The following is a 26,538-nucleotide window of genomic DNA, read 5'->3' on the forward strand; positions in this document are numbered from 1 at the left end:
TTAAGAAGAAAACAAATGCGTTACCCAGCATGGAAATATGTACTGATCCTGGTTGTCCTGGCGATCAGTACATTATATGCCCTGCCTAGTTTGTATCCAGATGAACCTGCCGTACAGATTTCGGGTGCCAAAGCCGGCACTCAGATCGATGCGGGCATCGTACAAAGGGCAGAGCAATTATTAAAAACTGAAAATATTGCAACTCATGACAACAGCTTCAGCAACAATGCGGCCTTACTCCGCGTTGATTCTAGCGAAGCACAGCTCAAGGCCAAGGAAGCACTGCGTCGTGGCCTGGGCGATAATTATGTTGTGGCATTGAACCTTGCACCAACAACTCCAGAATGGCTACAAAAAATTGGTGCCAAGCCAATGAAGCTTGGTCTGGATTTGCGTGGTGGTGTGCATTTCCTGCTAGAAGTGGATATGGACAAGGCGATTGCGCAGCGTATGGAAACCTCTGCAACCGATCTACGTCGTCAGTTGCGTGATAACAGCCTGAAATTCAACAGCCTGACCCTGAACAACAACACCATTACCCTGCAGTTTGCCAGTAATGATGATCGTTCTGCGGTAATGGACTTTTTGCGTCGTAACGACAATGAGTTCACCCAACAAGCTGTAGCGACTGATGCCGGATCTACCCTGCGCCTGACCTATACCGATGTGCGTAAGCAGGAAATTGAAAGCTATGCAGTCAACCAGAACTTAACCACGCTTCGTAACCGTATTAACGAATTAGGTGTGGCTGAAGCACTGGTACAGACTCAGGGCAGCAACCGTATTGTGGTTGAACTTCCGGGCGTTCAGGATACTGCTGAAGCAAAACGTGTCCTTGGCCGTACTGCAAACCTTGAGTTCCGTCTGGTCTCAGATCTGAACGATCAATATATTGATCCATATACCGGTCAAGCAACAGGTACATTACCACCGGGTACTGAAACCTTTGCTTATGAGTCTTTGGACAGCGGTCGTCAGCTATTACTAAACCGTACCCGCATTCTGACGGGTGAACGTGTTCAAAATGCCTCTTCTGGCTTTAGCCAGGATACTGGTGGTGCTGAAGTAAATATTACTTTAGACAGCGCTGGCGGTAAGCTCATGTCCGATGCCACACGTAATGCTGTCGGCAAACGTATGGCGGTATTGTTCATCGAGAACAAGCAAAAAATCAGCTATGTTGAAGATCCTGCAACTGGTCAGCAAACTGAAGTTCGTACGCCTTATACCGAATCTGTGGTAATTAACGCTGCAACGATTCAGGCTGTATTGGGTTCTCAGTTCCGTATTACCGGTCTGGATTCTCCACAGGAAGCATCTGAACTTGCCTTGATGTTACGTGCCGGTGCACTGGCTGCGCCAATGTACTTCGTTGAAGAACGTGTGATTGGTCCAAGTCTGGGTCAGGAAAACATCGATAAAGGTGTACTCTCTACACAGATCGGTTTCCTTCTGGTCGCGATCTGGATGGTGGTATTCTTCCGTCTGTTTGGTGTGATTGCCAACTTTGCGCTGGTATTTAACCTGGCGATGATCCTGACAGTCATGTCATGGATTGGTGCATCCCTTACCCTTCCAGGTATTGCTGGTATCGTAATCACCATTGGTATGGCAGTCGATGCCAACGTACTGATCTGTGAGCGGATACGTGAAGAAATGAAGTGGGGTGCCTCGCCTAAACAGGCCATTGTTGCTGGTTATGACCGAGCCTATAACACCATTTTCGACTCGAACTTAACCACATTCCTTGTGGCGTTCATTCTGTTCGCAATTGGTACTGGCCCGATCAAAGGCTTCGCCGTGACCCTGATGATTGGTATTGTCTGCTCGATGTTTACAGCAATTACTGTAACCCGTGCGATTGTACAGATCATCTATGGCAAGAAACGTAACTTGAAAAAGTTGAGCATTTAAGGAGATCACTGATGACTGAGAATACTCAACCAAATTCAAAACAATACGGCCGCCCAGATCACGAACGTGTTATCCCGTTTATGAAAATTGCTTTGCCTGCGGCATTGATTTCAATTTTATTAACGGTTGCCAGCATCTTCTTTATTGCCACTAAAGGCTTGAACCTGGGTCTGGACTTTACCGGTGGTGTAGCAGCAGAGCTGAACTATACCAATCCGGTTCAGCCAGAATCAGTGACTCGGGCATTGAGTCAGGCTGGTTTTAATGATGCTGTGGTACAAACCTTAGGGTCAGATCGTGACCTGATGGTGCGTATGCCTGTTCAGGAAGAAGTCGAAGCAGAAGATTTGACCAAAGCCATTACCACAGCCGTTCAGCTGCCAGGTAATGCAGCTGAAGTGCCAAAAGTTGATGTAGTTGGTGGTCAGGTCGGTAATGAGCTGTACGTGCGTTCTGCAGGTGCGGTTGCCCTTGCCCTACTGCTGATGCTGGTTTATGTCACCATCCGCTTTGAATTCAAGCTGGCGATTGGTGCGGTACTGTCCTTGTTCCACGATATCGTGGTGACACTGGGTATCTTTGCACTGATGCAATGGCCATTCGATCTGACCGTACTGGCAGCGTTGTTGGCGATTATCGGTTTCTCACTCAATGATAACATCGTGGTATCTGACCGTATTCGTGAGAACTTCCGTAAGATCCGTGGTGCTGAACCATTGGAAATCATCAATATTGCCTTGACTGAAACCTTACGTCGTACCATTCACACCTCTATGACTTTATTGCTCGTAGTCGTAGCCATGATGATCATGGGTGGTGATGGTCTGAAATGGTTCTCGATTGCAATGTTTGTCGGTGTTTTTGTGGGTACATATTCATCGATCTATATCGGTACAGCCTTTGCTTTATGGCGTGGCCTGAACCGTCAGGACTTCATTGTTCAAGTGAAACCTGAGTTTGAGGAAGAAAACGAAATTCCATAATTTCAGCCTTCTTTTAACATATGCAAAGCCCATCTACGGATGGGCTTTTTTTATCGCGGTTGAATCTGTTCTGGATGCAGGATGGCGATCACGACATCAGCTTGCTGAACGTCCTGCTTTTGAAAACGAACCTGACGTTTGCCATCCAGACTTTGGCAATAGAACTCCTGTTCGGTTTCTCGCTGCAATTCTACAATTAAACAGAATTCATTGATGAACTGTATACAAAGCAGATCAGCTGTCTGGACGAGTCGCTGACGGTCACATAGCAGCCACCAGCCTGATTTTAATATAGGGCCATAGGCTTCGTTGTTGATTTGTAGAGCATAGTGATTTGGCAGCAGCTGAATAGTGGGCTCTATTTGATAACCAGCTGGTTCAAGAAGCTTTAGAAGAAACAGTTCCTGCTCCACCACCTGCATGCGATATAAATTATGAACCAGAGTATTTTCTACTTGTTCTAGCTTAAGCTCTTGCTGATCCAGACTCATGGATTCCAAGCCAAGTTGCTGCTCCAGTTCCCGTGCCGCCTTTTCTCCAATCTGACGCTTGCTATTCAGTAACTGAGCGACATAAGCGGCGGATAGACCATAATATTCACAGATTTCTTTGCCTGTTTTAAAGCGCTGACTGGCAATCCATTGATCGATGATCCTGCTCAGATTTTCCCGTCTACGTTCAAATAGTTCTGTTGTACTCATCGTAATTGGGTAGCTTCATTTTTATTAAGTGCTATTAAGCACCTTACAATAAAAAAGCCCACCAATAAATGGCAGGCTTTTATCCAGAGATCTAGATTAAAATTTAACCAGATCACCTTTTAAGGCCACACCTGCTAAGGCAGTTCCTTTCGCACATTGGTAAGTCTTGTTATTTCTGCTTTCATTGGATTTGTAATAACTTACGATATTGGTCACCGCATTGGCACCACGTGATTTTGCGGTCTTTTCAAACTGAATTAACGCAGAACGCAATACGTGGTCACAAGAAGATTCCGCTGACTTGGCAAAGCCATTGGTCTTTTTATTGGTCACCAGACCACGCTCAATAACACGGCCACCAGATTTGGTTCCTGCCAGATAGAATTTTACTGAACCATCCAGAACGCCATCTGCTACGGCACGCTTTACTGCATTCTGAAAGTCAAAATCATGCATCTGATCTGCTGCCTGAGCCGTCATGATGCCCCCTAAACCTAAGACAGCGGCCAAAGCTAATTGTTTGATTTTCATGTTTTCACCCTCTAAAAAGTTAGTTCAAGAATGTTGTTAATTGTGAGAATACGGCATTGTCCAGACGCATTTTCCAGGCCATAGCATTTTTATGGATCTTGTTGCCCTTTTGCTCCAGATTACGGCTACCAGTAATCTGAGAAGAAACCTGCTGCCCGTTGATCAGATAGGTTACCTGTAAATAGTGGCTACGGCGGTTAATACCGGCGACCACACGGCTGCTATCCGCCTGTTCGACCATCCAGCCCGCTCGCACTTGCGTCGCAACTGCCTGCTGAATCTGCTTTTGTACATTGGTAGCAGATACCTGTGCCGGGACATTCATTTGACGCTGCGGATAATCAGTAATTTTGACCGTACTGCAAGCCGTTAAGCTGATGAGTACTGCTGAACAGGCCAGCAAACCATTTTTCAGTTTCATAATCCCCTCTAAAATGATGTTTATTATGATTAAATTTTTCGAAAAATCAGTGAAGTATTAATTCCGCCAAAGGCAAAATTATTACTCATAATCGTTTGAGCAGACAGTTCGCGCATTTCCCCACGAATATAATCCAGTTCCGCACATGCCGGGTCAATATGATCCAGATTTATGGTCGGCACAAATTGCTGGCGCTGCATCATTTCAATACTCAGCCAGGCTTCAATCGCCCCACAAGCCCCCAAGGTATGACCAAAATAGCTTTTTAATGAACTGATCGGCTTCTTGCCCAAGATGCGCAAGGTTGCCTGTGTTTCTGCTATATCACCCTGATCGGTAGAGGTACCATGTGCATTGACATAATCAATCTGTGCGGGGTCGATTTGGGCATCCTTCAGTGCTAACTGCATACAACGCCCCATCATTTCCGAATCTGGACGGGTCACATGCTGACCATCGGTATTACTTCCATAGCCGATAATTTCAGCATAGATTTTGGCACCGCGCGCTTTGGCATATTCATATTCTTCCAGCACCAGACAGCCGGCACCTTCACCCACCACCAGCCCGTCACGGCCCTGATCAAAAGGACGCGGCGTTTTTTCCGGATGATCATTCTGGGAACTGGTCGCCAGCAACACATCAAACACGGCTGAACCGGCAGCACTGAGTTCTTCCGCACCACCTGCCAGCATTACGGTCTGCTTACCATATTTGATTGCTTCATAGGCCTGACCAATTGCCATGGAACCAGAAGTACAGGCGCTTGAGGTAGGCAGCGTTAGTCCCTTCAGACCAAAATATACGGTCATATTGACTGCACTGGTATGTGACATCATGCGGATATAGGTGGTGGCATTCAGCTGGTTCATGTTGTCATCAATCAGCATGGCACCAAATTCGCGTACTGCATCAACACTGCCAGCAGAGGAACCGAATGCTACGCCGGCATCACCACTATTTAGAATTTCAGCATGCAGCAAGCCTGCATCTTCTAGGGCTTTCTCGGCACACACCACGGACATGAGTGCGACACGCCCCATACCACGGGTGACTTTGCGGTTAAAATGCTTCGGTACGTTAAATGATTCGACCGGTCCACCCAGCTTACTGCGCAAATCTGTATAGATTTCCCATTCCGGCATATAGCGAATACCACTACGCCCTGCAGCAAATTGAGCAAAAATCTGGTCAGCTGTTTCACCCAGTGAGGTAATCCCTGACATGCCCGTGACAACGACACGTCTCATCAGATTAGTCCTCCATTGACCGAAATCACCTGACGGGTGATATAACTTGCATCATCACTGCACAAAAATTTTACGACTTTAGCGACTTCTTCAACTTGGCCCATACGCTGCATCGGGATCATTTTTAGCGCGTGTTCCTTCACTTCTTCCGTAACCATTTCCGTTTCAATCAAGCCAGGTGCCACACAGTTCACCGTGATTTTACGTTTTGCCAATTCCAGCGCTAACGCTTTGGTCGCACCGATTAGACCGGCTTTAGCCGCACTGTAGTTGACCTGACCACGGTTCCCCATCACGCCTGAGACAGAAGATAAAGTGACAATACGCCCCCCCTGTTTCAGGCGAATCATTGGCATCATCAGCGGTTTAAGCACATTATAAAAACCGTTTAGCGATGTTGAGACTACATCATCCCAGTCTTCGTCTGTTAAAGCTGGAAAAGCACCATCCCGGGTAAGTCCTGCATTCAGCACGACGCCATAGAAAGCACCATGTTCAGCGACATCCTGTTCCAGAATTTCGGCAATCTGGGCACGATCATTAACATCAAACATCAGTACATGACTGGCCTGCCCCAGAGCCTGAATTTCTTGTGTCACCTGTTCAGCTTCCTGCTGTCTGGAACGTGCATGTACCGTCACATCTAAACCGGCTTTGGCCAATTCCAATGCAATTGCCTTCCCAATCCCCCGGCTAGAGCCTGTCACTAAAATTCTTCTGCTCACTTTAATTTCCCGATCATGTCATCATTGTCTGCAGGCTCATATACACTCAGCATTGCAGTAATATTATGTTCTTTATACTGTATTTCGCAGCTAAACTGGCCTAGACCTTCGTGTAGATAACTCTGCTCTACCCGAATACGAACCACACTTCCCAGTTCAAAATACGCTACCGGCAATTGCATTTTGCGGGTACCCAGTAAAAAGCCAATCCGTGGGGACTGCTGCTTTGACTGTCCTTTAAAACCGGAATAAGCACTAATGGTCTGTGCCATCAGCTCGATACTGGTCCAGCTGGGCAAACCTTCATCTTCGCAGAACATCAGCTCTGGGCGAATATGCAGCTCGGCAATCGCAAATTCATCATTCACTTCAATTAAATGATCCACAAAGACCATGGGCTGCTGGTGGGGAATAAACTGTACGGCATCCATCATGCAACGGTCGTTCCTAAAATTAAACTGATATTGCTGCCCCCAAAGGCAAAAGAATTGCTCATCGCAGAGCGGACCGACTGCTGAAGTTCAGGACTGAGCACATAGTTCTGCTCATCCAGCTCAGGATCAAGCACACCAGCCTGATGTAGCGGCAACCAGCTTTGATCCAGTAACACTTGCTGGCAAATATAAGCCTCTATGGCACCAGCAGCTCCCAGGCAATGCCCGGTTTTATGCTTGGTACTGCTCAAAGGCACCTCATAATCTTGAAATACGGTGCGCACAGCTTTTATCTCCATCGCATCATTTTGTGGTGTAGAGGTGCCATGCATATTCAGATAGCCAATATCTGTTGGCTCGAGACCAGCCATCACCAAGGCTTTTTGCATCGCCTGTGCCGCACCTTGACCTTCAGGATGCGGTGCCGAAATATGCCAGGCATCCATCGATTCACCATTGCCTAATAACATTACTGGCGCAGTTTCTCTGGACAGCAGAAACAAACCTGCTGCCTCACCGATATTGATGCCATCACGCTGTGCACCACAAGGCTGGCAAATGCCGGCAGACAGACTTTCCAAGCTATTAAAACCATTCAATGTCAGACGGCACAATGTATCTACGCCACCGACCAGGACAGCATCGACAAGATTAGCATTCAGTAAGCGCTGGCCTGCTGCCATGGCTTTGGCTGCGGATGAGCAGGCAGTAGAAATTGTATACGCCGGTCCTGACCAGCCTAAATACTGCTGAATAGCTTTGGCCAGACACCCCATTTCCTGCTTGCGATGATCCACCAGATCCATAGACTGCTGGTTAAAATAAGCCTGGATGGATGTTTCATTATCGCCCATGCCAGAGGTTGAAGTCCCCAGAATCACAGCCAGTCGATGTTGAGAAAACTGTGCGACATAAGCCTGTACCTCAGCTTCAATCTGTTGCAGCGCAGTCAGGGCAAAACGTAAATTTCGTGAGTCCACAACTTTAAGCACATCTGGCACTTCATTCACTAGCTCACCATGATACGCACCTACCCAGACATTCTGCTCCGGTAAAAAATCAGCACTTTCTGTCAGGGTGTTTAGCGGATGAGTGAGATTGTGTCGCAGCTGATCTTTGGTCGATCCTAAAGCTGACAGGCCAACACTCAACTGTATCCCGACAGCAGGATGAACCGTCTTGGAATTATGATTCATGCATTGCCTCATCATTTTGCAGTGTATTGCTGACAGGACTAATGACCATCTGATATGGCACCTGAATATTGTTCAGTTCAATACTGTCTTCTAAAGTTTTAATTTTCAGCACAGGCTGATTCTGAATCAGCACCACCTGCTCCTCGCCTTGCTGCTGTAGGCTGACCTGCTCCGCCTGCATTTTGGCAAAACCCGGATAGGTGGCATACAAGAGGTCACGTACCACATACTCAAACGGCAGCAATTTCATGGCATCAATACGTTGCTCAACCTGGACCTTATTGCCATTAAAGCCCAGCTTAAACAGCTGCTGTCCAGTCAAGCTCAGTGCTACCATCTCCAGAGTACCGCCCTGTTGTTGCTGATACAGCAAGAAGCTAAAACTACTTTCCTTCCACTGCACTTCAATCTGGTCCTGACGCTGATAACTTTGCGCTGGCAAGCTCAAAGTGACTAAACCTTGGGCTTGAGGAATCAGGCTCTGGCAGCCACTACAGAGCAATATGCTCGCGAAGGCTAAAGAGATCAGTTTTAAAGGCAATCTTGCTGTCATCAGATCAACTTTCCTGTAGTTGTGCTTCGCGGCAGTATTCTGCCAGGGTATTTAAGCGTTGCTTGGCATTTTTATGAATTGGATTAGTAGTATCCCAGGCATATCCGGCCAGTAAAGCAGAAATCATACGGCGGATTTTATCTTCCTGACGAGTCGAGAATACAACATCCTGAAATTCACCGGAATACCAGGATTCAACATAGGCACGGAATACCTGAATACCTTGGCGCAGTGGTTTTTCATATTCGTTCATCCAGTCTACGGTCTGTCCCTGCAAGACTTTATCGACCAATGGAATCGCCAGACTGGAAGACTTCAGGGCAATGGTTACCCCAGATGAGAATACCGGGTCCAGGAATTCGCCCGCATTACCGAGCAAAGCGTAGTTCCGTTCAGCCAGATGTTTGACATTGGCAGAATAGCCCACCAGAGTACGTACCGGCGTATCAAATTTGGCATTGCGCAGCACATGAGACAAGCTAGTATCATCTGCCAGAATACGTTTAAACAGGCCTTCCAGATCCTGCTCAGCCCCTTCAGCAAAACCATATTTTTCAAAGAAATCCTGCTCAGCCACAATACCAAAAGATGAACGGCCATCCGCAAATGGGATCAGCCAGTACCAGGCCCGGTGATCCTTGTCATGTACGGTGATCAGGATTTTTTCCCGGTCAAATTCCGGGTCATCTAGAATGCCGTCTTCGATATGGGTGAATACCGCACGACGTACCGGAAAGTTAGATGGGCTTTCCAGATCCAGAAATTTTGGCAGGATACGGCCAAAGCCGCTGGCATCCAGCAGGAATCTGGCCTGGATCTGATAGCTTTCACCCTGCTCATTTTTCACTGTCAGGATAGGATGGTCAGATTCTACATCCACTGCCGTGACTTCATGGCCAAAACGAATCTCAGCCCCTTTCTTTTCAGCTTCCTGTGCGAGTAAATGGTCAAACTGGGCCCGGCGTACTTGCCAAGTGGTGCCAGGACCTTCACTGAATTTTTCGGTAAAATCGTAGAAACTGCGCTGTGGCCCGCGCAGGAATGCTGCCCCGTTTTTAAACTGAAAAGCATACTCATCCACATGTGCACGCACGGTATCGAGTAATCCTGCTTCTTCCAGAAACACCATTGACTGTGGCAAGAGCGACTCACCTATCGAAAAGCGAGGGAAATACTGCCTTTCGATGACGCTCACCTGATAGCCTTTCTGACGCAGCAAAGCTGCTGCTGAACTGCCCGATGGACCTGCCCCAATAATCAATACGTCTGTCTGTTGCATGGTGCTCATTGCACTTTACCTTTATTCTTCAGCCTTTTGGCTGATACTGCTCAATGACAACATGTGCTTCATCGGATGAAGTAAACAATGTTGCATAAATAAATGCGAAAATAACGCCCAATAATACTGTCAGGCCAAAACAGTGAATGGCATAAGTCTGACTAAAGGACAATAACCCGAAACCAAAGAAGGTCGACATCATGCATAAGAACAAGGCCATGCCGACCACTTGTGGATGATCATGTCCATGCCGATAAAAAATCGCATAATCCACCCCGATCCCGATAATCAGGAACGTCCCCATAATACTGAACAGGTTGATCTCTACCCCAAGCCAGGCCTGAATCGCAAACGTGGTCATCAGCGCCATGCTGACCGGTAGAATCAACGGCAGGATAGATTTTTTGCCATAAAGTACGCCCAAACCAATGGCCAAAAGAATCAAAGCGCTGACCAGCAGTTTCTGGGCATGTTCCCGATGCTGCTGGAACAGTAACGATAACTGACTGACAGGCTGCAGTAATTGTACCTGTGACGATGTCAGCTGTTCTAAAGCGGGTAAATCCTGCACATTCTGTAGCATCACCAGACGTTCGGTCGGACTCATCTGCAAAAATGCCAGTGGATGTTGTTTTAACTGTGCAGCAGTTAGCACAGGCTGGTGTGCTAACTGCTGTTGCCAACGCAGGACCTGCTGTGCATCCAGCTGCATGGCTTCTGCATAGGCAACCAGTTGCTGTGAAGGAATCTGCTGTAACAGCTGGATATTCTGCTGCTGGACTGCAGCCGGTAACAACCACTGTCCTAAAGCCTGAAACGCGTCCAGTTTACCCTGCTGCTGTAACTGGCTTAACCCGTCTAACAGTTCTGCTTCATGTTGTTCCAATTCTGCCGGGGTATTGCCACGTACCACAAAATAGCTATTGCCCTGCTGCTGCTTAAAGCGTTCCCGAATATAGTTGTCTTCCTGTTTTAGCTGCTGATCCATACTTTGCAGATTGCGGATATCATCATTGCTGTTCAGGAAAAACAGGCTACTGCCCGTCACCACCAAAATCACGGCAATCAGGCTATAACGCAATCGATGCCGGGCCTGAATCCAGCTGCGGGCTTTACCAATTAAGGCCAGCGTACGGATTGCAGGTTCAGCATTTAAGGCAGGCAGACGTGGCAATAACAGGATGCTGGTGACCCAGGCACCAGCCAGCCCAACCATCGAAAATACGGCAATCTGTTTAAAGCCTGGAAACGGCGTAAAACTCAACACTACATAAGCCAGCAATGTCGTCATCAGACCCACAAACAGGCTCGGCAATAAGGGTTTCAGCACCGCAAACCCGTCCATATGACGATGCTGCGATTGCATGGCCATAAAATAAAATGAAAAGTCGACACAGACCCCAATCAGGCTGGCACCAAATACCAGCGTCATCAGGTGAATTTCCCCAAACAGGACATAGGTCGCAGCAAAGGCCACCAGACAGCCACTGCCGACGGCAATCATTTCAGTCAGCATGGGACGTAGTGAACGGAAACCAAACCAGACCAGCAATAAAACCCCGAGGGTTGAACCAATACCAATAGTCGAAATTTCTTCCTTGGCCGAAGTCGTACCGAACTGGGCAAACAGCAAAGTTCCGGTCCAATGCGGCTGCACCTTGAATGCCTTTAACTGGGCTTTCAGATTTTGGATAAAAGCTGCTGTCTGTTCCTGATAGTCAATACTATAGGGACTTTGCTTAAGCTGTAGCACGATCAGGCGCGATAAGCCCTGCTCATCATGAAGGGTAGCAAAGCCTTGCTGCAGCTGAATATCTGGATTGTCCTGCAAGTTGCTTAGCCCCATGACATAGCGTGGAAACAGCAAAAGCGGATCCTGCTGTAACAGCTCTGCCGTAACTGGCATGCCCGGACTCATCAGTTGCAGCATGCTCTGCTCTGTCAGAGACAGGTAATCCTGCTGTTGCAGCAGCTCCCGATCCTGCGCAGTAAGTAAACCCGCCCGATGCTGGAACAGCAGTTGGGAAAATTTCTGCGGGTCTATTTGGGCCTGTGCCGGCTGAAACAGCTGACTCTGTACCACCTGCTGTTGCAGTAAGGTGGTCGCCTGATCTAGCTGAGTTTCGTCCTGTGCATCCAGCACCACAAAGACCTTATCATTCAGCTGGGCACTGACATATTGCTGGGCACGCTCCAGGTTGGCATCCTGATGTGCTTCTGGCAGCAAGGCAAAAATATTGGTCTGAATGCGGATATCCTGACGCAGCCAGGCTGTCCCAAGTGCAATCGCAACCACACTCAGAATTAGCAGCCATACAGCAGTGAATTTATTTGGCCAGCTGGAAAAGCGCATGTTCTGCTGCCGTTAAGCTTGGAGGCTGAGAGGAGTGCTGGCTAAAACGAATTGTGGTGCTATTTTGGGCCTGTTCATGAATCACGATCTGATTTACATAACGCTGCCCTTGTGCGTCTACCTGAACAAAAAGCTTTTTAAACAGGCTGCTTTTCGGTTTCAGGCTGACATTCCACGCTGCTGGTGTATAACGTACCGATACCACGTTAAAGTTTTTAGCCAAAGCAGCTTCATTGCCTGACATTAACTGCAGAAACATGGTCGCGACTGAACCATACGGTGTTTTATCGACTGCAATCTGGCTAGAAGTCCGTTGGGTTTTCTGTACCAGCTTTTTCTCGGTCACGATCAGGTCTGCTTTGACAGGGCTTTGAATTTGCCACAGCACACCCTGATTTTTATGGAACAGTATGTTTCCTTTAGATACATAGGTCTTATTCAGGGAAGCCAGTTTCTTATGCTGCTCAAAGTTCGCCCGTACCACTGGGGTTGCTGCAAGCTGGGTAAAGATTTGCTTGAGCTGGGTATTCTGGGCATGTGTCACCGGCATGGCGAAAGCCAGACTGGCAACAGCAGCACATGCTGCGCCATATTTTATATTTCGGATCACATTCATTATGCACTGGCCTGAAATGCTGACCACGCCTGCAAGCGGTCACGTAAAATTTGCGGAGACTGGAAACACATCTCCCGGGTCTGCATATCGACAGCTACCTGAGTGGTATAGCCTTTGGTCAGTCGCTTACCCGTTTCAGCATCAAAAATCTGATATTCAATTTTCAGCCGGTTTTCCCATTCCTTTAAAATTGCACGTACCCGGATTTTCTGTTCAAACAGAATGCCATGGGCATAGCGTACGTGACTTTCAATCACCGGCCAGGCATAACCAGACTCACGCATCTGGTTATAGTTGTACTGGAATTGGTCCAGCAACTTGCAACGGGCAATTTCAAAGTACTTGAGATAATGTCCATGCCAGACCACATTCATGGTGTCTACATCATGAAACGGCACGTCTATAATCACATCGGCATGCATGATGAATATCCTGTATTTAAGCGAAGATGGTGCTGCTGAACAGCTCCAGATTTTCAAAACGGTCCACCAGTGTCTGCAGTTCCTGCTGCAAGGGGCGATCTTCCTCCACATATTTGAAGGACTGAAGCACCCATTGTTGGAATGCCGTTAAAACTGGGGTTAATTCTGTATCCAGACCTTTAAGCTTTACTGCCTGTACACAGGCACAACTTAAGGCAGCCAGCACCTGCTCAGTCAGCACAACGACCCGACTGGCATCACGTGCAGCAATGGTTCCCATGCTGACCTTGTCCTGATTGTGACATTCGGTAGAGCGGGAGAAAATCGAGGCTGACAGGGTCTGTTTCAGAGCTTCGGCAGTCCAGGCAGAAACACCAATCTGCACGGCCTTAAAGCCATGATTCAATGGCAAGCGTTCATGACTAGAACCAGTCAGATTACGTGGCAAGCCATTATTCATCTTATAGTCCACCAGTTGTGCCAACTGACGATCCATCAGATCCGCGATATTGGCAATCATGATCTTCAGACTGTCCATGGCCTGGGCAATATGTCCGCCATAGAAATGTCCACCGTGCAGAACACGTAAATTCACAGGATCAATCAATGGATTGTCATTGCTGGAGTTCAGTTCATTTTCAATAAACTGGCGCAGCCAGACTTTAGAATCTTCAAACACCCCAATAATATGTGGGGCACAGCGCAGAGAATAACGGTCCTGCAGACGCGAACTTTGATGTGCAGTCTGTACTTCACCATTCAGCCACTCACGCAATTGGGTCGCAATCTGCTGTTGTCCCGGATGCGGTTTCTGCTCAAATAAGACTTTATCAAAGTGGCTCGGATTACCTTCCAGCGCCAGCACATTCATGGCGGTAACTAAGGTGCTGGCCAGAGAAATCTGCTCGGCTTTTTTATAATTCAGGCAAGCAATCGCAGTCATCACAGCAGTTCCGTTCATCAATGCCAGCCCTTCTTTTGGACGCATCACATGCGGCTGCATACCTTTAGCAGCATACACTTCAGCAATTGGAACAATCTGGCCTTGCCAGTAAACATCACGCTCACCGACCAATGCACCGGCAATATAAGACAACGGCGTCAGGTCACCACTGGCACCGACTGAACCTTCGGATGGAATCACCGGAATGACATTTTCATTCAACATCCAAACCAGTCGTTCCAGCAAGGCATATGACACCCCGGAATAGCCACGAGCCAGCGAACATAGTCGGGTCAAAACGACCGCACGTGCCGTGATCAGGTCCAGATTCTGACCCAGACCGCAACCATGAAAACGGGACAGATGCAAAGGCAGTTCATGCACCTGATGCGCAGGAATTTCAACCAGACAGGAATCGCCATAACCGGTGGTAACGCCATAAATCACGCCTTCTTCTTCCAGCAGCTGATCGAGAAAATCGGCACCCCGCTGGATCTGCTCTCGCCATGTTACCGAGCTTGGTAATGCCACCATTTTTTGCTGGCGTGCAACCGCCACTACATCTTCGATGGTCAGTGCATTTTCCCCGACGATTAACACCTGCTCTACCCCCTATCCCAAAAATTATAAAAATTAAACCATTGATATGGCGCACGCATACAATGCTGCTCTAATAAGGCCACATAAGCACGTGTCACCTGCTGCATAGACTGCAAACGGGTTTTACGTGGAAAATTAAGCTGCTCGGCAATGGCATGAATATGGACTTCAACATGCTGCTGCATGCGATAGCAGAATACAGCCAATACCGGGGCCTTGAGCAGGCTCGCCAGAATCCAGGCACCTTGCGGCCAGTTGGCTGGTGCCCCTAAAAAGTCCACTGTTTGCACTCGGTCTGACTGCACCGGTACACGGTCAGCAGCAACAATAATCCATTCACCCTGATTCAGCTTTTCCTGCAAAATTAAAGCAGTTTCTACCCCCAATTCATCGACTGAAATCAGATTCACATCGGCGTGTTGATTCAGCTTTTTCAGAAACTGATTAAATTTGGTGGCATGCTTCTGATAGACCAGCACATTAATTGGCTGCGGATGTTCAGACTTGATTGCACGGAGCAATTCAATATTGCCAAAATGCGACACGACAATCACTGCGCCTTTTTGGTAATGCTGACGAAAATGCTCATGACCATGCAGCTGCAAATGCTGTTCAGGAATATGCCCTAGCCAGCCTTCTATCTTGTCGAGAATACATTCACCAAACTGCATCAAATGACTATAGGTTTGTGGCAAACTGGGCATGGAAGAAAAAGGCGACTGCTTTGCGGCAAAACGATGCAAATTTTGCAGATATTGCATCGATGCCTGACGTGCTACACGGGAAAACAGCCAGTACCACATGATCACAATATACAGCACGACGCGGCATAACCATCTGCCGCCCAGACGGTAGAAACCTAGCATCAGCATTAAGGGCAACATCCCTCCCCGCTCGCGGACGCTATTCCATTTTTTGCTCTGACTTTGTGCCACCGGTTTAACCTTTAACCTTGTGATAAAGCAGTTTCGGCAGGCGCAGCAGCATCCCCGCAAACAAGCGTGAATGAGCCTTGGTCAAGCCAATGTTGTCACGCCAGACATTAAAGTGTGAAATGCCATTTTCAGGATAGACGACCCGGGTTGGCACATTGACAAAGGGAACATTCTCCCACTTCAAACGCACCAGAATTTCAGTATCAAACCCCATGCGCGGTTGGAATTTTGCATTTTTCAGAATATTAACGCTACTCGCCAGTGGATAGACGCGGAAACCGCACATGCTGTCCTTAATCTCTAGCGACAGGCTGTTAATCCATACCCAGATATGTGTCGCATAACGCCCATATAGACGTTTCTTGGGTACAGATGCATCAAATACTGGTTGGCCAATCACCATTGCTTCCGGGTTCTGCCTGGAGGCATCCAGAAAATGCTGCACATCCTGCCAGTCATGCTGTCCATCTGCATCCAGCTGCAGTGCATGACTAAAACCAGATGCTGCAGCATGTAACAATCCGGTCATGACTGCCTTACCCTTACCCTGATTGACTTCATGCTCCACCAGCTCGACCTGTTCATTTTCAGCAGCAATCTGACGTAGCAACTGGCTACATTCCGCCTCACTGCCATCATTAACCATAATAATCGGCAGCTCAAAGCCATTTAAATGCTGTACCAAGGCCTGCAGATAATGCGGATGGTTATACACCGGAATTACAAAACACTGTTTCATCTGCTTAACCTGCTGGCTGTGGTTGAGGTTCCAGTGCAAAGAGGAGACGCCCGGAAGCCAGGATTTTATCTCCATCCCGCAATTCAAAAATCACTTTATGTGCTTTACGTATCAGCACGAGCTGAACCACGACCCAAGGGCGAATTAAATCCTGGAATTTTAACTGTTCCATGCCATTACACCAGTGCAAATCTGCCCAATTTTGTAGGGCGAAGTACTGAATAAAACCAATCTGCCCTACCCCTGGATAGATCGGATGTGCTGGAAAATGTCCCTTAAAGCACGTCAGTTCCGGACTAAATTCAAGCTGATAAGAGATCTGCTCTGCTTCAATCAGGTGAGATAACACCACAGGGAGCTGCATCGGTAAAAACAGCGATTTCAGATAATGCTTATTGAGCTTGGATTGAGCATTTTGTGGCATTTTGCTCAGGAAGCGCCACTGTCTTGGAATGGCGATACTTTCCAGCTTATCGTTCAGCTGTGCTTTCAGCTGTGCCACAAATCTGGCTTTGCCTAAAGCCATCAGTTCTGTACGCGCAGCTTCGGTCAGAACCACCACTGCTGCAAGAATCTGACGGTGCTGTTTTTCATAGACCAGTACATGGCTCTGCTGCACTGTTTCCAGGGTAGATAGACACTGCTCGATTGCATCCAGGCTTAAGCGCTTTTCTTCCAGCTTTACAATTCGGTCCAGACGACCAAGTAACTTAAAAGTGGACTTAAAATTCTCAGGTTCTGTCAGTTCCACCTTATCGCCGGTCAGAATCCAGTCCAGACTATAGGCATGATTGGCACGAACCATCAGTTCACTGTGTTCTCCCGCCCCCACCTCGACATTGGCAAAAGGTTTCCATAAGGCATCATCTGCCTGTCGATGGGCGATCCCCCCTGTTTCGGAACTACCAAAAACCTCAGTGATCGGACTGTTCAGGTGAGGACGTACGCCTGCATCCAACTTGCCGCCAGATGAATAGACCATCAGGCAGTCTTGCAATAACACCTCTGGGGTCCAGCGTTTTAACAGGGCTGGACTGGAAATCACATAATTGGGCTGTTGAAAGCTAGCTATTTTCTTTTGGATATCAGCCACATTTTCAGGGAAAGCCAACTGAGACTGATAAAAGCCACGACCACTGGCTAAAGGCCAGAGTAATTTAAATAACAAGCCATAAATATGCTGGTGGCTGACTGTCGCAATCGCAATTGCATCTTCTTGCAGGCTAAAGCTGGCATCAAGTCCTGCAACTTCATTAAACAGTTGCGCCAGGGTACGGGGAATTTTCTTAGGCTGACCAGTAGAACCAGAGGTATAGAAATAGACCTGAGCCTGCTGTAAAAAGCTGTCATCCAGATTTAACTGGAAAGCTTCTGTAGCATACTGCAGCTCCAGACGCTTCAGGAAATAAATCTGTTCAGCCGCCAGCTCACGTTCAAGTTCACTGACTCGGTGTGGTGGCAATAAAACCTGTTTACCGGCTTGCAAGGCTGCAAAGAACAGCACCAGAAATTCATAACTGTCCTGCTCCCAGAGTGCCCAAACTGGCGCAGCTAAAGGCTGAATCTGGGCAGCCTGCTGTTGTACATCCTGCCAAAAGACCTGAAATGATGCCGCTGTCAAATCGGCTTTGACACACAGCAGGCGCGATGAATTTACATGGTGCTTAAAATGACAAGACATACTTATTCGCTAACAATTCTAGATGACTATTTTTACTGATGCAGAGCTTGTTGCCGTTTACGCAACAGATATTCCCCAAGCAGTAAAATACCCATGAGCATATAGGAAATAAAACCGTTATACAGCACCCAAATCTGCATGGATGCAGCATATACGGTATATAGTGCGATCAATGCATTAATGATAAAAAAACCACACCAGACCTTGGTCACTTGCCGGGTCCACGCCACCCCTTCAGGGGGCAGGTCAGGTTCAGCCAAGCGGGCAAAACGCTCAATCATAGAGGGCGGCCGCAGCAAGGTAGTGGCAAAAATCACACATGAACCCACACTCATCAAGACCGGATAGAGCTTTAACCACTGCTGATCTTGCAGGATCAGACTAAAACCACCACACAAAATTGCAAATCCGGTCAGGGGCCAAAGCAAAGTATTACCTTTGCTAAACAGACGCAGCATACCGAGTACAATCAGCAGGACACTGATCCAAACCAAATGCCCTTGTGACAGTGCATAGCCCACTAAAAAGGGATAGAGTACCAAAGCAGTAATCACTATCCCTTTTAAAAGATGCTTCATGCAGCCGACATGTTCTGAATGACAGTGACCACATCCTGAACCGTACGGACATTTTTAAAGTCTTCCGGATTGACCTGTTTACCGGTCAGCTCTTTAATTTTGATGACCAGATCAATGGCATCAATGCTGTCGACATCCAGGTCTGTTGCCAGATTAGAGTCTAACTGCACCTCTTCAGGCGAGATTTCAAAAAGCTCATCCATCCACTCACGCAATTTTTCCAGGACTTGTTCTTGAGTAAGCATCACAACCTCTTATGCTGTCTGTTGGGCTTCAACCAAAGCCACCAGACTTTGAATTGATTGAAAATGTTGTTTGGTTTCTGCTGATTCAGCATTCAGGTGAATGTTGTAGCGTTTTTTTAAAGCCAAACCTAGTTCCAGGGCATCAATAGAATCCAGACCTAAACCGTCTCCAAACAAAGGCGCTTCAGTTTCAATATCATCTACCGTGATGTCTTCAAGTGCGAGAACATCAATAATCATTTGCTTTAATTCATCAGCAAGATTGCTCATTTTTTCGATAACTCTTGGTTAAAAAACTGCTGTAATTTTTGACTTAGATGACGGACATTTTTCTGGTTCACAGAAACATCATCAATAAGCTCATCAATACTGAAGGCATCCAACACACGCACCTTGATATGGAAAGGTTCTGATGGAATGTGATACCACTTTTCATTTTTGGTTAAAGTTGATGGTGTACAGGTGATGATCACCGGACGGATCGGCACACGTGCACGGAGCGCAATATTAGCAGCTCCACGCTGAAAGTCATTTAATAATTGACCTTTGGCAGTCCGTGTCCCTTCAGGAAAAATCAATAATGAGGCAGCATGGTCTTGTTGCAGGCGAAGGACACAGTCCTGAATAAACTGCTCAGAACCGGCATTCAGGATATAACCGGCATTCTGCACCGGCCCCTTGGTAAACGGATTCGCCCAGAGTGCCTGCTTGACCACACAATTGGCACGCTGCATCAGCCCAATCAAGACCACCACATCAATCAGGGTCGGATGGTTGACAATCACCAATTCTTGGCGGCTACTTTCCAGCTGCTCCAGACCTTCAACTTCATAGGTCATGATGCCAAGCTTAACCATCATTTCGGTAAAGCCCTTAAAACTATGCTTGATCAGTTGCTGGGTTTTCTGTTGACGCAGCTCTGGATCCTGTTCGGTCAATTTAATCAGGGGAGCAAGCAAACTACCGATGGCAATACCACCTACACCAAAGCTGGCAAAACTAAAGCCTGTCGCCCCGACACGCCAGACATAGTTAGCTTTCTGTTTAATATTTTTAAAACTTAACATTTGCGCCACACCGCCTGGGTCTGCTCAGCGCCATGCCAGAACTTCTGGAATGCCTGAGCTTCCTGGAAAGCCATAGATACTGCAGGCGCTGCTGAAAGATCCAGTGCCAGATTTGGCTGATCCAAGCAGACTACAGCTGCCATAGAAAATGCCTCAAACGGCTGAAAATCCTGATAGATCGGTGGCAAGGATTCATCATAGTAAACGATGAGTACAGCGGCATCTGCATTCGCTGAGGTCTTTAACCAGACATAGGCTTCGACCAGTGCATCATTCCAGGAACCTGCCAGACTGGTCGCAGGAGTAGCATCCTGACAAAGAATCGAATATAGGCCAGAAATGGCATTATGCACGGAAGTAGAAAACTGGGTCGGTGAAGGTATCTGGTCTTGTAGCACATCCTTAAGAATACTCAAAGTTTTATGTTCATCACCATACTGGGATACCCAGACAATATAGTCGACACTTTGCCCTTCGAGTGCCTGAATAGCGCTATTCAGTGCGATTTTAGCAATCGAAGATAATCGACGGCGCTGCATGGCAGGAATTTTTTCTAAGGCAGGATATGTCGTATTTGCCTGATTCTGTGTCAGGTCAGACATGTGCAGTCTGATCATATGTACCCCTACCCTCACCTTATGAAAATTATTGCAACAAAACTTTCAATTTTAAAATCATGCAAATTATACCATTGGTTATTATTTTCCAACAAAAAATATATTGTATATTATCAAATATCTATAACTCGGATTTTTTACTGCATTGAATTACATCCCTTATAATAGATAAGCTAAATAGCAAAAAGCCCACCAATAAATGGCAGGCTTTTCTAGACAAATTAATCAGTAGATTTAATTACCTTGTACCAAACGACGGGCACTGATAATCCCTGGCTGCTGTTCTAATCGAGCCAGCAGTTTGGACAGCTGGGCCAGACCTTTGACTTCGATCAACAGTTTCATGTTGGCAATACCATCTGCTTCTGAAATAGTATTTACCTGACGGATATTGATCTGATCAGAGAAGATCACTTGCGTCAGATCTTTGAGCAGACCGCGGCGGTCATAAGCTTCTACTACAATCTGGACACTCTGACCACGGGTTGGCTGCATTTCCCAATCAGCTTCTACCGCACGTTCTGGTTCCTGCGAAATCATACGCACATAATCCGGACAAGCAACCTTATGGATGCTTACTCCACGATTGAGCGTGATATAGCCCCCAATCGACTCGCCATGTACAGGCTGACAGCATTGCGCCACATGTAGTTCAACATTGTCTAAGCCATCAATCAGAATACCATGAGCAGACAAAGTATGACTGGCACGTGGATTCAGCGCCGGCTTCAGTACCAGTTCAGGTTCATCCTGATCCAGGTGCATATGGCGATTCACCTGATTGATCAGCGCATGCAGGCTGATATCGCCATTTACGATCCCAATCAGAATGTCTTCGCCACTCTTCACATTAAAGTGATTGCAATAGTCACCCAAATCGATCGATTTCGGGTGAATCGCCAGACGTGAAAGCTCTTTATTCAGGATCTCACGGCCAACTTCCAGATTCTTGCTGCGATCCTGCTGACGGAACCAGTGACGTAACTTGTCACGTGCACGTGCAGTCTTGATATAACCAAGCGAGTTCACCAGCCAGTCACGGTTTGGCTCACGGTCTTTTTTGGTCAGAATCTCGACCTGTTCCCCGGTTTTCAGAGTATAAGTCAGCGGCACATAGCGCTGGTTCACTCGTGCGGCATAGCACTTGTTACCCACTTCGGTATGGACATGATAGGCAAAATCCAAGACTGTTGAGCCACGCGGCAATTCTTTAATATCTCCATCGCGGCTAAACACATAGATTTTCTCAAAGCCTTCAAAGTCTTGAATCTGTTCAAAATTCTCAACTTCTGCCTCAGAATCTTTATGTGCACTGGCATCATTACGTTCCTGGTAATGCTCTAATACGGCACGTAAAGAATGTAGACGATGGTTAAAGGAATGGTCTGTGGTTTTTGCCCCTTCCTTATAGTTAAAGTGTGAACATACACCTAACTCTGCCTCTTCGTGCATGTGATAGGTACGAATCTGCACTTCAAGCGATTTGTTTTCTGCAATCACGGCAGTATGCAGTGAGCGATAACCATTGGCTTTCGGATTAGTAATATAGTCATCAAACTGGTGCGGAATATGACGCCAGATCTGATGTACGATGCCTAACGTGTGGTAACACTCAGGTACTGAATTTACCAAGACACGTACAGCACGGATATCATAGAGCTGATCAAAGCTCAGATCCTTGCTCTTCATTTTTCGATAGATCGAATAAATGTGTTTGACCCGACCGGTAATTTCAGCCTCAATGCCATGCTCAGCCAGTTCACTACGCAACTTGTCGATCACAAACTGAATATAATGTTCACGCTCCAAGCGCTTTTCATTCAGTAAAGAAGCAATTTCTTTATAACGTTCTGGTGCCAGATAACGGAAGGCCAGATCTTCCAGCTCCCATTTCAACTGGGCAATACCAAGACGATGGGCAAGTGGCGAATAGATGGTCAGAATTTCGCGTGCAACACGTTCCTGACGGTCTCGAGGTGATTTCGCCAGTTCACGCAATGCATAGGTACGCTCGGCCAACTTGATCAGTACCACACGGACATCTTCAGTGACTGAGATCAGCATCTTGTAAATGCCGGTCAAATGCTCGCGCTGGTTATTATTGAAATGGTCTTCCAGACGTTTGTTATTTTCAATCAGCTCGGACAGCTTACCCATCGACAGGGTGCCTTGTACCAAGCCATGCACATTCTCACCGAATTTTTCCAGTACGTCTGCAAGCGGCGTGACACCTTCACGCACCGAACGATACAGCATGGCTGCAGACAGGGTATCTTCATCGACATGCAAATGGGCAAGGATATCCGCCATCTCAATACCGGTATAGAAAGTATTGGAGCGATGCTGAACCGTGGTTTCTAACTCATTTTCTAAAGTGAGATGGGCGACTTCTTCGAGCTGTTTTAATGGGGCCCCATCTAATATGCCGCGTACACGATCTAACCATTCGGTCATATCCTGCAGGGCTTGATCGGCATGTTCTACAGTCGCCTCCTGTGACAACTCATTCAGTCGCCCAGGCAGCTGTTCACGTACTGTGACCATACCATTCTCCTACTTTTATATACATCATCTCTTTAATCGTTTATTTAATTTTCTTTTTCGAACAAGGCAATCGACTCAACATGGCCCGTATGTGTGAACATATCCATCACACCTGCCCTGCTCAGACGATACCCTTGTTGTACCAGCAATCCGGCATCTCTGGCTAGAGTTGCAGGGTTACATGATACATAAACGATTCTTTTTGCACCAAACTTAGGAATATATTGCATCACTTCTTCTGCGCCGGAACGAGGCGGATCAATCAGCAATGCATCAAAACCCTGATTTGCCCAAGAATGATGCGAAAAATCCTGGGTTAAATCCTGCGAATGGAATGAAAGTTGTGCAATACCATTTATTCTGGCATTTTCCGCACCACGTCGCACCATTTCTTCACTACCCTCAACCCCTACGACACTTCCACTCGCACCAACACAGCGCGCCAATGGCAAGGAAAAGTTTCCTAATCCGCAAAACAGATCCAGAACACGCTCTCCTGGTTGTAGTTGTAGCAAATCACATGCCAGACGTATCATCTGCGGGTTTACTGTGGAATTGACCTGGGTAAAATCTAGCGGATCAAAGCCAAACTCAACATCAAAGTCATCCAGACGGTAATGCAGCCGCGCAGGCAATTGCGGTTGATCAATACGCGTCAGTTGGTTTTGAGCTGCTGGCTGAATATAAAGCTGCCACCCCTTCTGTAACGCAAATTCGCGTAATTGGTTGACATCCTGTTCAGGTAATTGTGCAGTTTCACGAACTACTAATGCGATTTCCTGATCACCCATGGCCAATTCTATATGACCAACGTCAGCCTTACCATTGAGACCTTGCAGCAATTGTTTAAGACGTGTAACCGAGCCAAACTCCTGATCCAGAATCATGCAGCGATCAATCGAAGTCAGCTTGTTACTTTGGCTTTCACGGAATCCCACCACCAGCTTGTCTTTACCAGGTAAATAGCGTACGCCAATACGGGCTTTACGACGGTAATCTTCGCGCTGTGAACGCAATGGCGCTAGCCATTCATCCGGCTGAATCCCGGCAAAATGTTGCAGATGCGATTTCAGCACATTCTGTTTAAGTTCAATCTGTGCATCCGGAGCGATATGCTGCATATTGCAGCCACCACAAATCCCAAAATGTGGACAAGGGGGCTGTATGCGAATTTCGGATGCTTCACTCAACAATTCAAGCGAGTCAGCTTCTTCCAGCTTTTTCACTTCACGGGTGATTCGGGCACGCACTGTTTCACCGGGCAGTGCATAACGAATAAAAACTTTTTTACCGTGCTTGTCCGCTGGATGGTCCGGATGTGAACCATAGTGAGCAATGCCACGCCCCTCGTGCGATAGTGACTCAACCTGGAAGATGTATTCGGGTTGCTGCTTGGGCCGTGGTTGAGCTCGATGTTTCATGAAAACCTAATGTGTGAAGATGGGAAAATCAAATTGAGTAAATTCAGTCCGTCGCGACGTTTCACGCCAGACCGATAAAAAGTCCGCATGCTGCGGTTGCGTTTGCAAATACTGGATCGTACTTTGTACCAGATGTTGATAATCAGGCAGCAATAACTGTCCCTTTAGCAACTGCCAGCGAATATAGACCAGCCAGGTGTTCAGGACATCACCTTCACAATAGCTGGTGAGCTTGTCCCATTCCTGATTGCGCACATATTCAGGCACATGGTAGCCACCATCGCCACGCTTGCCTGGATAACCGAGCAAGTGCGCCACGTCATCCAATTTCTGGAAATGACGGGCATGAAACATGGCCATCACATCCATCAAATCGACATGACGCTGATGGTAACGGTTCTGATAGTTATTATAGCGCTTTTGCGTATCAATTTCGCCCTGATCAAACAGACTTGGCGCAGACAAGCCATGGTACATGGCCCGGTAAAGAATCACGGGCAGATCAAATTGTGAACCATTCCAACTCACTAGGGTTGGATGACGCTTATCAAAAATCGATAAAAATTTTCGTAAAATTTCAGCTTCTGAATTCTGTTCCCTACTAAAGGAAAACAGTTTCATACCCTGCTCATCAATCCACAGTCCGGAGATACAGACAATTTCATGTAATGGCAGACGCTGAAAATCAGAACCGGATTCCTGACGACGCAGTTTGGTCAGGGCTTGATCCAGGCTTTGTTCCGGCAGGTCCAGGCCAAACAGATGTGCGCCTGACTTAAGATCGGTCTGGGTTTCAATATCAAACGTTAAAACAGGCAAGCGCATAAATTGATTACTCAGGAATTATTCAGGATCTTGTACAGAGAATAAACCTGTAGACAGATAACGGTCACCACGGTCACAAATAATGCACACGATTACGGCACCTGGATTTTCTTCTGCCAGCTTGATCGATGCCCAGACTGCACCTCCGGAAGAAGTTCCAGCACTGATCCCTTCTTTTTGTGCCAGCTTGCGCATGGTTTTTTCAGCTTCAATTTGTGGAATATCGATAATACGATCCACACGGCTACGATCAAAAATGGTTGGCAGATACTCTTCTGGCCAGCGGCGGATCCCCGCAATACTTGAACCGTCAGAAGGTTGTAAACCAACAATCTGAATATCAGGATTTATCTCTTTCAGGTATTTAGATACCCCCATAATAGTACCGGTAGTTCCCATCGAGCTGACAAAGTGAGTGATCTTGCCTCCCGTTTGCTGCCAGATTTCCGGACCAGTGGTCAGGTAATGCGCTTCAACGTTGTCCGGATTACCAAACTGGTTCAGCACCAGGCCTTTGCCTTCATTTTGCATTTGCAGTGCCAGATCACGCGCACCTTCCATGCCCTGCTCTTTGGTCACTTCAATCAGTTCAGCCCCATAAGCACGCATGGCATCCTTACGTTCCTGGCTCATGTTATTCGGCATGATCAGCTTCATTTTGTAGCCGCGCATTGCCGCAACCATCGCCAATGCAATCCCTGTATTTCCACTCGTTGCCTCAATCAGGGTGTCACCCGGCTTGATCTGACCACGCTTTTCCGCCTGCATGATCATATTATAGGCCGGACGATCTTTCACCGAACCCGCAGGGTTATTGCCTTCGAGCTTTGCTAACACTGTCGCTTGAGTGTGATTTGCCAGACGCTGTAGACGCACCAGTGGCGTTTTGCCAACGTAGTAGTCCAGTAAAAATTCGTCTGCTTGAAAATCAGGGGTGGTATTACTCATTATTTGCACCTATGTCG

Annotated in this window: 27 protein-coding genes; 2 read left to right on the plus strand and 25 right to left on the minus strand. The window is 47.2% G+C overall.

Translation table 11 applies throughout. The annotated features are described in order from the left end of the window. Nucleotides 1–15 precede the first annotated feature (15 nt). Nucleotides 16–1,914 carry a protein translocase subunit SecD gene (gene secD, locus IHE35_RS11890; RefSeq protein WP_242787736.1) on the plus strand — a complete coding sequence of 633 codons (1,899 nt, stop codon included), beginning with the start codon at nucleotides 16–18 and terminating at the stop codon, nucleotides 1,912–1,914. A gap of 8 nt (nucleotides 1,915–1,922) precedes the next feature. Beyond that, entirely contained in the window at nucleotides 1,923–2,897 is a 975-nt protein-coding gene (gene secF / locus IHE35_RS11895; protein ID WP_242790004.1) for a protein translocase subunit SecF, read from the plus strand. Nucleotides 2,898–2,947: 50 nt separating this feature from the next. Here secF and IHE35_RS11900 read toward each other — a convergent pair whose 3' ends face one another. The 25 genes from IHE35_RS11900 to cysM all read right to left on the minus strand — a co-directional run bounded on the left by IHE35_RS11900 (nucleotide 2,948) and on the right by cysM (nucleotide 26,521). Continuing rightward, nucleotides 2,948–3,598, minus strand: coding sequence for a hypothetical protein (locus IHE35_RS11900; RefSeq protein WP_242787738.1), 651 nt, complete (start codon nucleotides 3,596–3,598; stop codon nucleotides 2,948–2,950). Nucleotides 3,599–3,694: 96 nt separating this feature from the next. Then, on the minus strand, nucleotides 3,695–4,129 hold the full coding sequence (locus IHE35_RS11905; RefSeq protein ID WP_242787740.1) for an excinuclease: 435 nt from the start codon (nucleotides 4,127–4,129) through the stop codon (nucleotides 3,695–3,697). A 19-nt stretch (nucleotides 4,130–4,148) separates the two neighbouring features. Beyond that, nucleotides 4,149–4,550: a hypothetical protein gene (locus IHE35_RS11910; RefSeq protein WP_242787742.1), complete on the minus strand. Its 402-nt coding sequence runs from the start codon at nucleotides 4,548–4,550 to the stop codon at nucleotides 4,149–4,151. Nucleotides 4,551–4,579: 29 nt separating this feature from the next. Beyond that, nucleotides 4,580–5,800 (minus strand): beta-ketoacyl-ACP synthase, encoded by a 1,221-nt coding sequence (locus tag IHE35_RS11915; protein WP_242787744.1) that lies wholly within the window; start codon nucleotides 5,798–5,800, stop codon nucleotides 4,580–4,582. Continuing rightward, nucleotides 5,800–6,525: a 3-ketoacyl-ACP reductase FabG2 gene (locus IHE35_RS11920; RefSeq protein WP_242787745.1), complete on the minus strand. Its 726-nt coding sequence runs from the start codon at nucleotides 6,523–6,525 to the stop codon at nucleotides 5,800–5,802. Before IHE35_RS11920 ends, IHE35_RS11915 begins: the two co-directional genes overlap by 1 nt. Next, on the minus strand, nucleotides 6,522–6,959 hold the full coding sequence (locus IHE35_RS11925) for a 3-hydroxylacyl-ACP dehydratase (RefSeq protein WP_242787747.1): 438 nt from the start codon (nucleotides 6,957–6,959) through the stop codon (nucleotides 6,522–6,524). Before IHE35_RS11925 ends, IHE35_RS11920 begins: the two co-directional genes overlap by 4 nt. Then, nucleotides 6,956–8,155: a beta-ketoacyl-[acyl-carrier-protein] synthase family protein gene (locus IHE35_RS11930; RefSeq protein WP_242787748.1), complete on the minus strand. Its 1,200-nt coding sequence runs from the start codon at nucleotides 8,153–8,155 to the stop codon at nucleotides 6,956–6,958. Before IHE35_RS11930 ends, IHE35_RS11925 begins: the two co-directional genes overlap by 4 nt. Further along, entirely contained in the window at nucleotides 8,145–8,708 is a 564-nt protein-coding gene (locus tag IHE35_RS11935) for a DUF3261 domain-containing protein (RefSeq protein ID WP_242787750.1), read from the minus strand. Before IHE35_RS11935 ends, IHE35_RS11930 begins: the two co-directional genes overlap by 11 nt. Before the next feature lie 4 nt (nucleotides 8,709–8,712). Further along, entirely contained in the window at nucleotides 8,713–9,996 is a 1,284-nt protein-coding gene (locus IHE35_RS11940; protein WP_242787752.1) for an NAD(P)/FAD-dependent oxidoreductase, read from the minus strand. Nucleotides 9,997–10,015: 19 nt separating this feature from the next. Next, nucleotides 10,016–12,340: a hypothetical protein gene (locus IHE35_RS11945; protein ID WP_242787754.1), complete on the minus strand. Its 2,325-nt coding sequence runs from the start codon at nucleotides 12,338–12,340 to the stop codon at nucleotides 10,016–10,018. Next, nucleotides 12,315–12,959, minus strand: coding sequence for an outer membrane lipoprotein carrier protein LolA (locus IHE35_RS11950; RefSeq protein WP_242790005.1), 645 nt, complete (start codon nucleotides 12,957–12,959; stop codon nucleotides 12,315–12,317). The genes IHE35_RS11945 and IHE35_RS11950 overlap by 26 nt, the downstream gene beginning before the upstream one ends. After that, a complete protein-coding gene (locus IHE35_RS11955) occupies nucleotides 12,956–13,378 on the minus strand; it encodes a thioesterase family protein (protein WP_242787756.1) in 423 nt (140 codons plus the stop codon). The genes IHE35_RS11950 and IHE35_RS11955 overlap by 4 nt, the downstream gene beginning before the upstream one ends. Before the next feature lie 16 nt (nucleotides 13,379–13,394). Next, a complete protein-coding gene (locus tag IHE35_RS11960) occupies nucleotides 13,395–14,921 on the minus strand; it encodes an aromatic amino acid ammonia-lyase (RefSeq protein WP_242787758.1) in 1,527 nt (508 codons plus the stop codon). A 5-nt stretch (nucleotides 14,922–14,926) separates the two neighbouring features. Then, nucleotides 14,927–15,805: an acyltransferase gene (locus tag IHE35_RS11965; protein ID WP_242790006.1), complete on the minus strand. Its 879-nt coding sequence runs from the start codon at nucleotides 15,803–15,805 to the stop codon at nucleotides 14,927–14,929. A gap of 55 nt (nucleotides 15,806–15,860) precedes the next feature. After that, entirely contained in the window at nucleotides 15,861–16,595 is a 735-nt protein-coding gene (locus IHE35_RS11970) for a glycosyltransferase family 2 protein (protein WP_242787759.1), read from the minus strand. A 4-nt stretch (nucleotides 16,596–16,599) separates the two neighbouring features. Further along, nucleotides 16,600–18,276 carry an AMP-binding protein gene (locus IHE35_RS11975; RefSeq protein WP_242787761.1) on the minus strand — a complete coding sequence of 559 codons (1,677 nt, stop codon included), beginning with the start codon at nucleotides 18,274–18,276 and terminating at the stop codon, nucleotides 16,600–16,602. Nucleotides 18,277–18,308: 32 nt separating this feature from the next. Further along, nucleotides 18,309–18,854, minus strand: a complete 546-nt coding sequence (locus tag IHE35_RS11980; RefSeq protein ID WP_242787763.1) for a septation protein IspZ — start codon at nucleotides 18,852–18,854, stop codon at nucleotides 18,309–18,311. Further along, nucleotides 18,851–19,099, minus strand: coding sequence for an acyl carrier protein (locus tag IHE35_RS11985; protein WP_242787765.1), 249 nt, complete (start codon nucleotides 19,097–19,099; stop codon nucleotides 18,851–18,853). The genes IHE35_RS11980 and IHE35_RS11985 overlap by 4 nt, the downstream gene beginning before the upstream one ends. A 9-nt stretch (nucleotides 19,100–19,108) precedes the next feature. Beyond that, nucleotides 19,109–19,369 carry a phosphopantetheine-binding protein gene (locus IHE35_RS11990; protein WP_242787767.1) on the minus strand — a complete coding sequence of 87 codons (261 nt, stop codon included), beginning with the start codon at nucleotides 19,367–19,369 and terminating at the stop codon, nucleotides 19,109–19,111. Further along, nucleotides 19,366–20,166, minus strand: coding sequence for a lysophospholipid acyltransferase family protein (locus IHE35_RS11995; RefSeq protein WP_242787769.1), 801 nt, complete (start codon nucleotides 20,164–20,166; stop codon nucleotides 19,366–19,368). The genes IHE35_RS11990 and IHE35_RS11995 overlap by 4 nt, the downstream gene beginning before the upstream one ends. After that, on the minus strand, nucleotides 20,160–20,783 hold the full coding sequence (locus IHE35_RS12000) for a beta-ketoacyl synthase chain length factor (protein WP_242787771.1): 624 nt from the start codon (nucleotides 20,781–20,783) through the stop codon (nucleotides 20,160–20,162). The genes IHE35_RS11995 and IHE35_RS12000 overlap by 7 nt, the downstream gene beginning before the upstream one ends. Before the next feature lie 234 nt (nucleotides 20,784–21,017). Further along, on the minus strand, nucleotides 21,018–23,327 hold the full coding sequence (locus IHE35_RS12005; RefSeq protein WP_242787773.1) for a bifunctional (p)ppGpp synthetase/guanosine-3',5'-bis(diphosphate) 3'-pyrophosphohydrolase: 2,310 nt from the start codon (nucleotides 23,325–23,327) through the stop codon (nucleotides 21,018–21,020). A 44-nt stretch (nucleotides 23,328–23,371) separates the two neighbouring features. After that, nucleotides 23,372–24,748, minus strand: a complete 1,377-nt coding sequence (rlmD, locus tag IHE35_RS12010) for a 23S rRNA (uracil(1939)-C(5))-methyltransferase RlmD (protein WP_242787775.1) — start codon at nucleotides 24,746–24,748, stop codon at nucleotides 23,372–23,374. A 6-nt stretch (nucleotides 24,749–24,754) separates the two neighbouring features. Further along, the gene (locus IHE35_RS12015) at nucleotides 24,755–25,573 is read right to left on the minus strand and encodes a 3'-5' exonuclease (RefSeq protein ID WP_242787777.1); all 819 of its coding nucleotides are present in this window, start codon (nucleotides 25,571–25,573) and stop codon (nucleotides 24,755–24,757) included. Between the two features lie 18 nt (nucleotides 25,574–25,591). Then, complete coding sequence (gene cysM, locus IHE35_RS12020) at nucleotides 25,592–26,521, minus strand: cysteine synthase CysM (RefSeq protein WP_242787779.1); 930 nt, start codon at nucleotides 26,519–26,521, stop codon at nucleotides 25,592–25,594. Nucleotides 26,522–26,538: the final 17 nt, after the last annotated feature.

The sequence above is a fragment of the Acinetobacter sp. ASP199 genome (assembly GCF_022700675.1).
Classification (GTDB): domain Bacteria; phylum Pseudomonadota; class Gammaproteobacteria; order Pseudomonadales; family Moraxellaceae; genus Acinetobacter.